Raw genomic sequence first — 14,665 nt, forward strand, 5'->3', positions numbered from 1 at the left:
TTGCTTCTAAAGCCTTCCTTTTACCAGATTATCAACAACAGAAGGGTCCGCAAGCGTTGAAGTATCGCCAAGGTCTTCTATCTGCCCATGCGCGATTTTTCTCAGAATCCTTCTCATAATCTTTCCGCTTCTTGTCTTTGGCAGGCCCGGGGCAAATTGTAATTTATCAGGGGTTGCGATCGGGCCTATGACTGTCCTTACGTGGCCGATGAGTATCTTCTTAAGCTCATCAGAGGGCTGTCTGCCGTCTTTTAATGTAACATAAGCATATATACCCTCTCCCTTTATCTCATGAGGAAAACCAACAACCGCAGCTTCTGCAACCGCCTCGTGGCTTACGAGCGCTGACTCAACCTCTGCTGTTCCAAGCCTGTGACCGGAGATGTTTATAACATCATCTATTCTTCCCATCAGCCAGTAATCTCCAGCCTCATCAACCCTCGCTCCGTCTCCGGTTAAATACTTGCCTTTAAAGCGGGAAAAGTATACCTCTTTAATCCTTTTGTTTTCAGAGTCTCCGTAAGTGCCTCTTATCATTCCGGGCCATGGCTTTTCAATTACAAGGTAACCGCCTTCATTCACACCTGCAGGTGAGCCGTCCTCTTTTAAGACTTTCGGAACAACACCAGGAAACGGCCTGTTTGCAGAGCCGGGCTTCAATGTCATTGCCCCGGGCAGTGGCGATATGAGAATGCCGCCTGTCTCTGTCTGCCACCAGGTATCAACAATAGGGAGTTTTTCTTTACCTATATTAGTGTAATACCACATCCATGCTTCAGGATTTATCGGCTCTCCGACTGAACCGAGAAGCCTCAAGGATGAAAGGTCATGATTTTTCACCCAGCTTTCGCCTTCTTTCATCAAGGCCCTTATCGCAGTCGGCGCAGTATAAAAGATATTGACCTTATGTTTGTCAACTATATCCCAGAACCTGCCGGGATTCGGATACGTCGGAATCCCCTCAAACATTAGGCTTGTGGCGCCGCTGCTCAACGGGCCATAGATAATATAGCTGTGCCCTGTGACCCATCCGATGTCCGCTGTGCAGAAGTGAATATCTTCGTCGTGATAATCAAATATCCACCTGAAAGTCAGGTTTGTGAAAAGCATATATCCGGCTGTTGTATGAAGAACGCCTTTGGGCTTTCCTGTTGAGCCGGATGTGTAAAGGATAAAAAGCGGGTCTTCCGAATCCATTTTCTCAGGCTCGCAATATTTGGCAACGTCAGCGGCATTAATTTCATCATGCCACCAGAGGTCTCTTTTAGGCTCCATATCAACATTGCCGTCTGTCCTTCTTACCACTATCATCTTTTCAACCGTAGGGCATTCATGCAGAGCCTCGTCGGCATTTGCCTTCAGAGGAACGAATCTTCCGCCCCTCGCGCCCTTGTCCGATGTAATAACAATTTTTGATTTGCAGTCCTGAATCCTGTTTCTTAAAGCTTGAGCGCTGAATCCGCCGAATACAATGCTGTGGATTGCTCCGATTCTCGCGCACGCAAGCATGGAAATCGCAAGTTCCGGAATCATCGGAAGATAGATGGTAATCCTGTCGCCTTTCTTCACTCCATGTTTTTTCAGGACATTTGCAAACCTGTTCACCTCGTAATAAAGCTGCTGATATGTGTATGTTTTATAGCTTCCGTCATCCGCTTCCCATATTATTGCCGCCTTGTTCCTCGTCGGGGTATTTACAAATCTGTCCAGGCAGTTATACGATGCGTTCAGGCTGCCGCCCTGAAACCACTTTATCTCAGGTTTTTCAAAATTATATTCAAGAACCTTATCCCACTTTTTATACCATGAAAGATTTTTTTCGGCCATCTCACCCCAGAACCCGTCAGGGTCTTCCACCGACCGCTTATAGAGTTTTTCATATTCTTCCATGCTCTTTATATGCGCTTTTTTGCTGAACTCTTTTGGCGGCGGAAAGGTCCTGTTCTCTGCCATCAAAACTTCAATGCCTTTTGTGCCTGACATAGAGCCTCCCATTTAGCATGAACCCTTACATTTACATGTCGCGGCAGATTTCTTTGCTGCCTTTCTTATCTTCATAAAATCACCTTCCTTCCCTTTTCAGAGCAAATATTCGGCGAGATTAATCCTGTATTTATTAGGGTCCATTGTCTTAACAATAGTTCTCAGGAATTTTCCGTCAGGGGCTTTTTCCGTGAGATCAACAATATATCTATCTGCCTTTTCTCCTTTGCTGCTGATGACAACCAGAACCTTGGGCCTGTCTAAAAAAACAGTATCGCTCTGATAGACGAGTCCCAGTTCTCTGGTATCAAGCATAACGAGAGTCCCTACAGGAAATACACCTATCATATTAATAAAAAACTTAAAGAGAATCGGATCAAGCTGCGTCCCTGCCCTCTCCATCATAATGCTCAACGCCCTGTCAGGAGGCATCGGGATTCTTGAATAAACCCGCGCTGATGTCATTGCATCATACTGGTCGGCAAGACTTATAATCTTTGAATAGAAATCCAATTCGAATGGTTCTCTCGTTTTAGGGTACCCTGAAAAATCATGGTACATATGATGCTCAAATGCGACAATAGCCGCCCTTGCTACTGTAGCATCAATACCCCTCATTTTGAGTATAGCCCTCACGCCCCAGAATGGATGTTTTTGCATCATGTGCCATTCATCATCGGTAAAACTGGTCGGTTTATTCAACACCTCGCTGGGTATTTCTATCTTGCCTATATCATGAAACAGCGCAACAAGGCCCAGTTCTGTCAGAGCCCTCTTGCTCAGGCCGAGTCTCTGCGCAAGCGCTACAGCGAGTATGCTTACATTAACCGAATGGTGATATGTATACTCATCATAATCTTTAATGGTAGTCATGCCCAGGAGCAGTTGCTCTTCTTCAAGTATCAGGTCTACCATGGACTCTACTACTCTCTTTGCCTTTTTTATGTTTACCTTTTCACCTGACTTGATCTTGCTTACAACGCCTCTGGTATATGAAACAGCGTTAAAATATGATTTTTTTACCATTTTCCGGACATCAGAACTGCCCTCAGTTTTTTCCTCATCTCGTATCTTCCTTAGCCTGCCGACTCCTAAACTGCCGCCATCCGCCATCTCTTCTGCAAGCGCCTCAAAAGACTCCAGAGAGGAAGCTGAAGCTATGAGCGCCCTTAAAAAGCTCTGCATATCTTCAGATTTTAAGGCGTCTCTGAACACAATACTGCCCAATTCTCTCCTTTTAAATTCTTTTACAAGAAAATCAAAGCTCGGAAGATATTCCAGAGAGTATCTTATCCTTGCTTCATTCAGATAAAAAAACTCGCCTCCGAGTTCAAGAAGCAGTTCTCCTTCAGATAAAATCAAGGGGTTTATAATCGCAGTAAACCTCTCTATCGCCGTAGTCACGGCAATATTGCCGGGGTCATGGATAGCGGAGGTCCTTATAATAACCGCAAGCTGGTTTACTATGTCTTTGGCCTTCTTAAATGCCTCTTCCCTGCTTTCCTTACTGGCCATACTCTATCCTTTTAATTGCAGAATAGACATATTCTCTCAGGAGCTTATTTCTTGACTCCTTTGCCTTATGCAGCAACGGCAGCGCGTCTTTGTTTCCCATCAATCCAAGGCAGTATGCTGCGCAGGCCCTGTTTTCATCATTAAAGGCCCGCTTAAAAAATGCTTTCTTCTTAAAAGTTTTCATCAAAAATTCCACTATATCATTGTCTTTCCAATGAGAGAGAACCTCATAGAATTCTTTTCTCTCGCTAAACTCCGTCTTTACGAAAGTTGCAGCTGTCATCCTCTGAAGTATTATGTTTTTAGCGGTCGTTGAGCGGATATTGCCGAGAGCCCTTGCCGCAGCAGTCCTTATCTGAACCTCGGGGTCATTAAAGCATTCCCTTAACGCCGGGAACACTCCCGGGGCGCCGAGTTCCCCCAGAGCCTTTATCCCTTCCTTTCTGACTCTTATATCGCTGTGATTTACTGTCTTAAGAAGATAATCCACAGCCGCTTTATCGCCTATCTTTCCCAGTATATAAATAATATTTCTGACAACATACCACCTCGAATCGTAAAGTCCCTTCGCAAGGCTCTGTATGTCTTTTCTCCCAAGAGATATTAAGGCATTAATAACGTTCTTTCTTGCGGGAATACTCTTGAGCTCTCCGAGTATTGTTATGAACGGCTGAATAGCATTTTTATCAAGAAATGCCACATATTCATCCCAGACCTTTTCGTTTATCTCAATTCCGCTGTCAAGCAATTCGCCGAGGAGTTTTATTGTGGCGTCAAATCCCAGAAAAGAAAAAACCATGTCCAGATTTTTCCTGGCATCATCGGCAATGAATGGGCCGCCGATTACCTCTCTTGTTTTCCTGAGAGTATGCAGCGCTGTCTCCAAATCGCCATGTGTTATTGAAAACTCTATAATGCTGTTCAGGAAGTGCGCCACATCTTCGTATTCGCTTTTATTCTCAGCCTGATAAAGCATTTCGAAAATAATTGTGATGAGCTTGCCTGTTTTGTCATGAGCATCCTTGTCCATCTCTTTCACAACAGTTTGAAGGTCCTTATCCGTCAGAGGGACTATCACTGCATCTTTAACGCCTTCTTCGTTAAATGAATCCTCGTATGCCTTTGTCAGTTCATCCCCGTCTGATGCCTTATCTTTTACCTCTCTTACCGCCTCACTCTCGTAATCCTCATCTTCCGTAAGAAACGCCTCATCAACAACATATTTTACGTTCTGGAAATCCCTCTCCCACAGAAGTGTCACTACATCATCGTCAAGAACTTCCCTGTCATAATCAACCGTAAGAATTCTCAGGAAATCCTCCAGTTCCTTCACGGAAAATCCCTTCTTGAAAGTTATTTCTCTCAAACCGTCCTTAAAGAAAAAAAGCGCAATATTGTCTTCTTTCTGGGAGTTGTAATATATCTGCTCGGAATCACAGAAGATCTCATTCTGCTTTATCTTGAATGTCAGTTCGTCCCTGTAATCAAAAAAGTTTCTGAATTTTGCATTAGTATCCTCAATGGTCTTGGCATACATCGGATTCGTCTCAGGATACATCCTGAACGTCTTCTTGGACTTAAGAAGCGCCTGAACTATCTCTTTTGCCGCTTTTATGTCATCAAGCAATTCCATAACCGTTCCTCAAGAAATCAAAAAATACATGCCTCTTCTTTTAATTTTACCTTTTATGTTCTGAATTTTCTATATTTCAGCTTACATATCATCTACACCATCACTATCCTTCGTTCTCTCGCAAAGTTCTTGATTATCATCAATGAGGAATACAGCCTCTGCAGCTTTACATTCCTCATCCTAAGAGACGGCTGATCACTGAGATCAACCTTCTCTCCCCTGATAGCTATCTGCACTTGCATTATTTCGTGATATAGTCCTGTGAGGGAATCTATATCAAGCGGCTTGAGAAACAACGGATTAACCATCACATAGCCGTCGGCTATGTCATACGCCATAGCTTTAAGGCTTTTCCCTCTTATGCTGCTAACCGGCATCTGGTGTTTTTCCCCTCACAAATATTCTTGATACAAGGATACCTACTTCGTAAAGGACTATCATGGGTATAGCCATCAGAGTCTGATTAAACATGTCCGGTGTTGGAGTAAGTACGGCAGCTATGATGAAGGCAATTAATATGGCATATTTCCTGTTTTTTGCGAGTGTCTTGGTAGTTACAATACCCATGCGTGTAAGAAAGATGATAACAATAGGCAGCTCAAAAACAGCTCCGAATGCGAGTATAAACTTAAGGCAGAAATCCACATACTGCCCCACCGACAGCATAGGCATCAGAACAGCGCCTACGTTATAGGTTAAAAGAAACCCCATTGCAAACGGAAGGACTATAAAAAAACAGAATGCGGCACCCGCCATAAAGAGAGCTGTCGCTGAAATGACAAATGGGAGCACATATTTCTTTTCCCTTGCAAGAAGGCCCGGCGATATAAACTTCCACAGCTGGTGAAATATTACAGGCAAGGCAAGCGCCAGGCCGGCTACAAATGCTACTTTCATGCTCATCCAGAAAGCCTCGGCAGGCGCCAGAAATACAAGCTTCATAGTCCGGGAAAGTTTTTCCTGAGGGATTATGCTTATAAAAGGATTTTTCACGGAAAAGGACAGAGTGTATTTAAGCGGAAACATAATGGATTTGAAAAGTTCTTCGGAATAGTTAAACGCAACCATAAAAGCTATCAGCAGGGCAGTCAGAGATATGGTAATCCTCTTTCTGAGCTCTCCGAGATGTTCTATGAGAGGCATTCTTTCACTTTCCATATTCCTCACCACGCTTGAGCAGAGAGTTTAAGTGTTTGAAAACTGTACTCTCTCAACATTCACTCTGCCCCTTTCTCTTTATCTGTACGTTCCTTCGCTGTAGTTGCCTCTTTAGCTGTAGTTGCCTCTTTTTCGGTTTTGCCGGTAACATCCAGATGGGACATTGGTTCTTTTATATCATGCAGTTCAGAGTCCATCTGCTCCTTAATGCCGTACATTGCCTTCTTAAACTCAGCCATGCCCTTACCGATTGTCCTGCCAAGTTCAGGAAGCCTCTTAGGGCCGAAAACCAGTAAAGCAACTATAAAAATAAGTATAAGTTCCTGCATTCCGATGTCAAACATTATTCCCTCACCCTGATGCTGCGGTACATATAACTGTTGCAGCGTTTAAGCAGCGTTAAAAGGCTTTCACCGGATTTCATGTCTTTGATAATTATAGCAAATTCCTCTGTCGAATTAATCCTGCTGCCGTTCGCCTCTATTTTGACCCTGCTAATCATTTCTCCTCCTCATATACCTTCTTTATCGTTTTCTTTTCAGCAGGAAGAACCGCCGTTATCGAAAGCATAAACCTGTATTCAGGGCTTCTGTTTTTCAAATCAACCCCCACGCCAATCGTTGTATAAAGATAATCCGTTGTCATGAACCTGTAGCCGAATCTTCCCTCAAGGTCATCAAGCGCTGCTGAATAGTGGCTTTTCCTCCCATATATCTCTGCAAGCAGCTTGACATCGTGCGCAGCCGAAAAATCAAATCCGGCTGAGAAGCTTACCTCATCTTCAAGTTTTGATGAACCAACCTTCTCATAGAATATATTGGCATGTCCGCTGACAGGACCTACTCTCTTGCTGGCAATAAGGCCCGCTCCTGCCCTTCCGTCAGTGCTGAATACCTCCTTGCCTGATGGGATAGAGGCATTGACCATATAAGCTACGGAAGGCGCATATTTAGTTTCATCAATAAATCTGTGTTTTACGCCTAAAGCGATATCTTCAAATCCTGATTTCACATCGTTCCATCTATCAACATAAGGGACCGTAGCTGTAAATTCTATCCTGTCATTTATCCCGTGTGCATACTGAAAAAGATACCTGAAAAAATCAGGTTCTACCGACTTTTCAACTCCGGCGCCAACTGCGTATTGTCCCTTCTTTAGACTGTCTGCGCTGAAGGTTGAAAAAACTCCATAAGGGGCGACCGGCTGGAGGCCTTTTATATCAAATCCATAAGCATGTCCGGTAAAAAGAGTGCAGCTAAAAAAAAACAGCAGGAAAATATATTTTTTCATTCATAAAACATAACAGAAAAAATCCTTAAGTGTCAATGAAGCAAAAGCTATTTCTTGCTTGAAATAAATACGCCGTCCCAATCAGGAGGAGGAGGCGTCTGAAGATATTCACGGCATCTTTCAGCGTAAAGTTTTGCAACGGGGTCATTGTATTCGCCTATAAGCCCTGTAAAAATATCGAGCGCATTCTGAAAACCCTTTGCCCTGTAAACCTTCAGGGCTTCGGAAAATCTCTCTGCAAGCTTGTTATTCCCGTCTGCCATTAACTCAAAAATAGCAACAGGTTTTTCCTTGCCCACAACCCTCATAAGATCTATTTCCCTTAACATAAACTTGTCCTTCACCTTCCCTGCAGTAAACTCGCTCAGGATTATATGGGTGCCGTAATACTTATTCTGCCCCTCAAGCCTTGAAGCCAGATTTACCGTGTCGCCAATCGCCGTATAATCAAATCTCATATCCGCTCCCATATTGCCGACAACCGCATATCCCGTATTTATGCCTATCCCTATATCAACAGGAGGAAGCCCTTTCTGCTTAAAACTGCCGTTTATTTCCTTCAATTTATCAATCATTTCTTTTGCTGTCCTGCATGCCTTTTCAGGGTGATCCATCACATCCAGAGGCGCATTATAAATGGCCATCACCGCATCGCCGATATACTTATCCAGCGTCCCGTTATTTTTCAGGACCACTTCTGTCATAGGGCCAAGATATTCGTTAAGGAGCGAGACCAGCACATCAGGCGCAAGCTTTTCCGAAATGCCCGTAAACCCTCTTATGTCTGAAAACAGAACCGTTATCTCTTTCTTTGCGCCTCCGAGCGCGAGCCTGTCAGGATTCTTTATTATCTCGGCAACAAGCTCAGGCGAAACATAGCTTGAAAACGCCTTTTTAAGATAGCGGTTCTTCCTTTCTACCACAAGGTTTCTGTAGGCCTCAGAGCTTATAAATGCCATTGCTGTTGAGGAAAGCGGGTACAGCAAACTCATGTCTATGGAATAATTTCTGAACAACGAATAATTGAAAACAACATATATGCTTGACACAAACATAAAAGCAACAAGCCCCAAAAAGCTGTTCCTCAATACGCCGAGAAGCAATGTAAGGAGGACAGGGAATAATGCCAAGCATAAAATCTCAACAGCAATTATTCTTCCATCCCTTAATATGAATCTACCCTGAAGAGCATTGGACACTACAGTTGCATGTATCTCAACTCCAGGGAAAGCTGACTCAACAGGCGTTGCCCTCATGTCATAGATGCCGACCTCTGTTGCGCCCACAAATACAATCCTGTCTCTGAGTTCTTCTTTTTTTAATCTCTTTTTAATAACATCAACTGCCGACAGCGTAGTGATAGTCCCGCCCTTGCCGTAATAATTCACGGTAAGCCTTCCGCTTTCATCAGAAGGGATAGACATATCTCCGAGCCTGAGAGAGGAAACACCGAAAGATTCCACTTCAAGCATGATCTCCTTGCCTGTGTAATGTCTCAGCGCCTTTAATGCCAGAGAGGGATAAATTTCTCCGTTATAAAGCATGAGAAGCGTGGATTTTCTTACAGGGCCGTCAGCGTCAGGGTCTGTATTGAAAAAGCCGAAATCCAGAGCGCCGCGTCCGAGCAAGGGGATATTTGTCTCCACAAAAGGACGCTGATATACAGGAACCGCTGTCACACCTTCTGCAATCTTCAGAAGTTTTATCTTTGATGATTCCAACTGGGAGACAGCCTTGGGGTCTGCATCTTCTTTTTCATCTCTGAAAAAATAACCCAGGATTATACTGCCGTTTTTTTCTATGGCTCTGGAAAGGACTGCGTCTTCTTTGCTGTCCGAAGGTTCGGAGAAAACAATGTCCAGCGCTGTTACCTTTACACCGTATTCTTTCAAGCTATTCAGAAGTCCGGCAAATACAGACCTCTTCCAAGGCCACCTACCGATTTCATTGACGCTCTTTGAATCTATCGCAACTATCACAACCCTGCTGTCAGGCTGAATATTTTCCCTGAGTTTAAATCTTGCGTCCTTGAGCTTCAGGTCTACTGCATCAAGGAAATGAAAATTCTGCCTGTAAATAAAAAAGGTTACAACTGAAGCAAGAAGGCCAATTACAATAAAGGTCAGCAGTTTGGAGTATTTCACCTGTAAATACCTCTAACCTGTCATTGCGAGCCGTAGGCGAAGCAATCTCGCATCTAAAGATTGCGGAGCCTGTTCCGAACCTGTTTTGAGATTGCTTCGTCTCACTTTGTGAGTCTCGCAATGACAAGTGAGGAATCTCGCTCCTCGCAATGACATTTTCATCGCCCTTTGCATCTCTTTGAGGCATGAATGTTTCATAATTGCCCCTTCAAGCAGGTTTTTGGCTTAACCGCATTAATCTTTAATTCTCTGGAGATAAGTCTCTACATTACCGATATGTTTGCCGTTCGGGAATTCGCTTTTATACTGAAGCAGCCTTTCCTTGGCCCGTTTTACAAAGCCCATTTCATCAAGAAGTATCCCTGTAAGATAGAGCGCTGTTTCACGCTGCGGGCTTATCGGGTATTCCTCAAGGATAAGCAGATATTCTGCAAGCGCAGCCTCCTGATTTCTAAGGAACCTTGAATAAACAGCTCCCCTTTCAAGCCTTGCATCGCCTCTGATTTCGAGTTTATCGCTAAGGTCCAGCGCTATCTGAAAAACATACATCGCTTCTTCATACTTCCCCGAATCTGCAAGATAATGACCGTGCTGTATGTTCCATCTGGCTATAATATGAGGGAGATTTCCTGATGCCTCCCACTCTTCCGGAGGCTTGGCTGCCGTGATTTTATCAAAGTCCTGCTTGGCCGTATATAAAGGCGTGTTCTGTTCAACCTTAACAGGGTCTGTAGGAGTTATCCCCCTTGTGTTCTGAACCATTGTATCAGCGGTCAGCGGTTTGTTTGAAGCCGAGTCGCCTCCAATCTCAGCGCTTCCTTCATTTCCGAAAAGGACATTTGCGTAACCCTGCGTCATCATCATAAATTCAGTCCCTTTGATGCCGGCAACTGCCGTGGGGCTTTTCACCTTGAAATTTGTCTGCTGCCCTGCAAGCCTTGTAACAGTAGCCCTGAGTTTGCCCTGAGTTAATTTAAAAACGCCTTCCTTTTTATCAGTTGAAACCAGAAATTTATCTATCTCGAGTTCTGTGTTATTGGCGAGGGTAAAAGCGCTGCCATCGGACAGAGACAGTTTGGCCCATCCATCCTTGCCCGTCTTTATCCAGCATCCTGCTTCAAAATCCATTCCTTCCTTTGCTTTTTTATAAGGCACGTTGGCTTTGTCTCTCCATGATACCTCACCGCTGAGCTTTGCAATCTTCCCGGCAGCAGCATACGCAGTGGTAACGAACATAAAGAGACACACATGGACCAGAATAATTAAAAATATCTTTTTCATAACCGCCTCCCCAAAAAAGTTTTATGTTTTTCCTTAACTATTAACTACGGAAAGAAGGTTCAGTTCTTCATAGATATCTTCGGGCGTCATTATTGCGCCGCCCGTTCTTCCATAAAAAAGAACTTCGGATTTACCGTTAACAGCAAGCCTTACATCCTCAACCATCTGGCCTGCATTAAGTTCAATCGTGATAAACCTCCTCTTGGGATTTGCAAGAGCTGCAAGTTCCTTTTCAGGGAAGGGAAAAAGACTAATGGGACGGAAAAATCCTAATCTGGAACCTTCACTCCTCAGCTTCTTGACAGCAGAAAACGCTATCCGGGCCGCAGTTCCGAATGCAACAACTATTGTCTCGGCGTCTTCTGTGCCAAACATCTCAAATCTTACCTCATCTTCTTTCATCTTCCTGTATTTTTCCTGAAGAATACTGTTTCTGAATTCAAGCTCCCCCTCCCCCACATAGAGGGACCTGATTACATTAGGCTCTCTTATACATGACTCCTCTCCTGATTTGAGCACATTCGGGTTTCTCCCGCCGCACCCTGTCAGCGCCCATGTCTTTTCAGGAAGGTCTGGCTTTATATAAGGCGTCTGATAAAAAGGCTCCATCATCTGCCCCAGTATCCCATCGCCGAGAATCATTGCAGGATTCCGGTATTCATCCGACTTATCAAAGGCAAGCATGGTTAAATCCCAGAGTTCCTGAAGATTATACGGAGCATATACAAGAAGTTTATAATCGCCGTGCCCGCCGCCTTTTACTGTCTGAAAATAATCCGCCTGGCTGCCCGATATGTTTCCAAGTCCGGGCCCTCCCCTCTGCATATTCACGAGTACAGCGGGAAGCTCTGCTCCGCACAGATAGGAAACAGTCTCCTGCATCAGGCTTATGCCGGGGCTGCTTGACGATGTCATAGCCCGCGCGCCTGCAGCAGAGGCGCCATACACCATATTAATTGCGGCAAGTTCGCTTTCAGCCTGAATAAATACTCCTCCCTCATCTTCCATGCGCCAGGACATATATTCAGGGATTTCGTTTTGCGGGGTTATAGGATAGCCTGCATAAAAACGGCAGCCTGCCTGAATCGCCGCTTCTGCAATGACCTCATTGCCCTTCATGAAAATCTTTTTAGCCATTGGAAACATTATATCACATTTGACAAAACTCTTACCCTTACATTATGATTTTTTCACAATACCGAGGAGACGTTAATGTATTTTCAGGAACTGATTTTAAAGCTTCATGAATTCTGGTCCAAGCAGGGCTGTGTTCTGCTCCAGCCTTATGACATTGAGGTCGGCGCAGGGACCTTCCATCCTGCAACCTTTTTTAAAGTCCTCGGGCCCGAGCCGTGGAAAACAGCTTATGTCGAACCTTCAAGAAGGCCTACAGACGGCAGATACGGCGAGAATCCGAACAGGCTTCAGCATTATTACCAGTATCAGGTAATCCTTAAGCCCTCTCCGAGTGAGAGTCAGGAAATTTATCTTGAAAGCCTCACATATCTCGGCATAGAACCTCAAAAACATGACATACGGTTTGTGGAAGATGACTGGGAATCCCCGACACTCGGCGCATGGGGGCTCGGATGGGAGGTCTGGCTTGACGGAATGGAGATAACACAGTTCACATATTTTCAGCAGGTAGGAAGCATTGATTTGAAGCCTGTGTCGCTTGAGATAACATACGGGCTTGAAAGAATCGCTATGTATCTTCAGAACGTAGACAATGTATTCAATCTTGAGTGGTCCAAGGGCATAAAATACGGCGACATTCACCATATTGACGAGGTGGAATTTTCAAAATATAACTTTGATTATGCAGATACAGAACTTCTGATAAAGCAATTTGAAGCCTATGAAAAAGAATCCATAAGGCTGAATGAACTCGGACTCGTTCTTCCGTCATATGAGTTCTGCCTTAAGTGTTCCCACACATTCAATCTTCTTGATGCCAGGGGAGCTATCTCTGTAACAGAGAGGACAGGCTACATTGCGAGAGTGCGTAACCTTGCGAGGCTATGCGCCCATGCATACCTGAAACAGAGAGAGGAAATGGGCTTCCCGCTGCTGAAGACTTAAAATTGAGACTCCTGAAAATCTTTTGGGGTCATTGCGAGCAAAGCGAAGCAATCTCGCAGCTTCAAAAATCCAGCGGGCTCTTCGTCTCTTTGAGTTGATCATCAAGAAAGACGCCCGCGTAACCCGCTGCAATGTCCGCATCGTGAAGTTTTGTTATTACCTCAAATTGTGCTGTTAACTCTATCTATTGACGACATATTTAAAGTTATGCTACCGTTCCTATAATCACTGGTTCTCCCTTCGCTTCGCTCAGGGAGAATGCGGCAGTTGAGCGGAAACTCCTGCCCTCCGCTACGCTACGGGAGAACCAGGAGTTCGAGACAGATGCCCCTTCGGGGCACCGCTCAACTGCCGCATTAGAAAAAAACTAAAAACGATGAATAAATTGTCTTTAGAGAAGAAGGCGTAATGAGAAAAGTGTTAAGAATATTACTTGGAGCATGTTTGATAGTTCCTATGTTAACTTTGCTATCTTTTTCCGAATCGCCGTCCAATAAATCAACTGTTTTGATAAAATTTCTCAAAAAAGTTGATGCAACAATTAAAAAAGTTGATGCAACAATTAGGGACAATTAGGGACACATCCTACAATTAGTCCTACAATTAGGGACACATCCCATTTAACTTGACAAGCACGCCTCTCTCCGGTAGAATTTCGACATGGCAAGAATCGCACGGGCTGTTGCAGCCGGTTTCCCCCATCATGTAGTGCAGAGGGGAAACAACAGAGAAAATGTATTCATTGATGATGAAGACCGGAAGAAATATATTAAACTTCTGAAAAAATATTCAAGGGAAAGAGATGCCCGGATACTGGCCTATTGTCTGATGTCAAACCATGTGCATCTGCTGATAAAGCCAAAAGAAAACGAATCTCTGTACAAGATGATGCAGGGAGTAACGCTTTGCTACACACAATATGCCAACAGAAAATATAACCGCACAGGAAGGTTATGGGAGAGCAGGTATCATTCCTGTATTGTGGATAAGGATTCCTATCTCTGGGCAGTTGCAAGATACATAGAGACGAATCCTGTACGTGCCCGGATGGTGAAAAAAGCAGAAGACTACGCCTACTCAAGTGCGCTGGCACATATAATGGGGAAACCAGACGACCTTTTAAACGAGGAGCTTATTGCAGAAACACAGAGAAAGGATTACAGGGATTTTATCAGAGAAACGAGTGCAGAGAAAGACAGGGACTTGATACGCTATTATACGAGGACAGGTAAGCCGTTGGGAGATGAAGCGTTCATGAAAAGGATGGAAAGAAAAACCGGAAGGGATTTAGCACTTAGGCCACGGGGCAGACCGAGGAAGAAGGTGGGCTATTAATGGGATGTGTCCCTATTATTTATTTATTATTTATTATTTATTTATTATTTATTATTTATTATTATTTATTATTTATTATTACTATTATTACTATTATTACTATTATTACTATTATTACTATTATTACTATTATTATTATTATTACTACTATTATTATTACTACTATTATTATTACTACTATTATTATTACTACTATTATTACTAATTATTACTATAATAGCATATTTGTGCTTTGACTTTTTAC

The 14,665-nt window shown here is 43.7% G+C and carries 14 protein-coding genes; 3 read left to right on the plus strand and 11 right to left on the minus strand.

Going from position 1 to position 14,665, the window contains the following annotated elements:
- Positions 1-6 precede the first annotated feature (6 nt).
- The 11 genes from acs to HY035_07770 all read right to left on the minus strand — a co-directional run bounded on the left by acs (position 7) and on the right by HY035_07770 (position 12,141).
- Complete coding sequence (gene acs / locus HY035_07720) at positions 7-1,983, minus strand: acetate--CoA ligase (GenBank protein ID MBI3378270.1); 1,977 nt, start codon at positions 1,981-1,983, stop codon at positions 7-9.
- Positions 1,984-2,079: 96 nt separating this feature from the next.
- Complete coding sequence (locus HY035_07725) at positions 2,080-3,498, minus strand: HD-GYP domain-containing protein (GenBank protein ID MBI3378271.1); 1,419 nt, start codon at positions 3,496-3,498, stop codon at positions 2,080-2,082.
- Positions 3,488-5,131 (minus strand): HEAT repeat domain-containing protein, encoded by a 1,644-nt coding sequence (locus tag HY035_07730; GenBank protein MBI3378272.1) that lies wholly within the window; start codon positions 5,129-5,131, stop codon positions 3,488-3,490. Before HY035_07730 ends, HY035_07725 begins: the two co-directional genes overlap by 11 nt.
- Before the next feature lie 92 nt (positions 5,132-5,223).
- On the minus strand, positions 5,224-5,508 hold the full coding sequence (locus HY035_07735) for a hypothetical protein (GenBank protein MBI3378273.1): 285 nt from the start codon (positions 5,506-5,508) through the stop codon (positions 5,224-5,226).
- Entirely contained in the window at positions 5,498-6,289 is a 792-nt protein-coding gene (gene tatC / locus HY035_07740; GenBank protein MBI3378274.1) for a twin-arginine translocase subunit TatC, read from the minus strand. Before tatC ends, HY035_07735 begins: the two co-directional genes overlap by 11 nt.
- Before the next feature lie 59 nt (positions 6,290-6,348).
- Positions 6,349-6,633, minus strand: a complete 285-nt coding sequence (gene tatB / locus HY035_07745) for a twin-arginine translocase subunit TatB (protein MBI3378275.1) — start codon at positions 6,631-6,633, stop codon at positions 6,349-6,351.
- On the minus strand, positions 6,633-6,791 hold the full coding sequence (locus HY035_07750; protein MBI3378276.1) for a hypothetical protein: 159 nt from the start codon (positions 6,789-6,791) through the stop codon (positions 6,633-6,635). Before HY035_07750 ends, tatB begins: the two co-directional genes overlap by 1 nt.
- A complete protein-coding gene (locus HY035_07755; protein ID MBI3378277.1) occupies positions 6,788-7,579 on the minus strand; it encodes a hypothetical protein in 792 nt (263 codons plus the stop codon). The genes HY035_07750 and HY035_07755 overlap by 4 nt, the downstream gene beginning before the upstream one ends.
- 47 nt (positions 7,580-7,626) lie before the next feature.
- A complete protein-coding gene (locus HY035_07760) occupies positions 7,627-9,723 on the minus strand; it encodes an adenylate/guanylate cyclase domain-containing protein (GenBank protein MBI3378278.1) in 2,097 nt (698 codons plus the stop codon).
- 234 nt (positions 9,724-9,957) lie between these two features.
- Complete coding sequence (locus HY035_07765) at positions 9,958-11,004, minus strand: FecR domain-containing protein (protein ID MBI3378279.1); 1,047 nt, start codon at positions 11,002-11,004, stop codon at positions 9,958-9,960.
- A gap of 33 nt (positions 11,005-11,037) precedes the next feature.
- On the minus strand, positions 11,038-12,141 hold the full coding sequence (locus HY035_07770; GenBank protein MBI3378280.1) for a 3-methyl-2-oxobutanoate dehydrogenase subunit VorB: 1,104 nt from the start codon (positions 12,139-12,141) through the stop codon (positions 11,038-11,040).
- 75 nt (positions 12,142-12,216) lie between these two features.
- Between HY035_07770 and glyQ the strand changes: the two genes are divergently transcribed.
- The 3 genes from glyQ to HY035_07785 all read left to right on the plus strand — a co-directional run bounded on the left by glyQ (position 12,217) and on the right by HY035_07785 (position 14,421).
- Positions 12,217-13,086 (plus strand): glycine--tRNA ligase subunit alpha, encoded by an 870-nt coding sequence (gene glyQ, locus HY035_07775; protein ID MBI3378281.1) that lies wholly within the window; start codon positions 12,217-12,219, stop codon positions 13,084-13,086.
- A 408-nt stretch (positions 13,087-13,494) separates the two neighbouring features.
- A complete protein-coding gene (locus tag HY035_07780; protein MBI3378282.1) occupies positions 13,495-13,662 on the plus strand; it encodes a hypothetical protein in 168 nt (55 codons plus the stop codon).
- 84 nt (positions 13,663-13,746) lie between these two features.
- The gene (locus HY035_07785) at positions 13,747-14,421 is read left to right on the plus strand and encodes a transposase (protein ID MBI3378283.1); all 675 of its coding nucleotides are present in this window, start codon (positions 13,747-13,749) and stop codon (positions 14,419-14,421) included.
- The last annotated feature ends 244 nt before the right edge of the window (positions 14,422-14,665 follow it).

This window comes from Nitrospirota bacterium (genome assembly GCA_016195565.1).
Taxonomy (GTDB): domain Bacteria; phylum Nitrospirota; class Thermodesulfovibrionia; order Thermodesulfovibrionales; family UBA1546; genus UBA1546.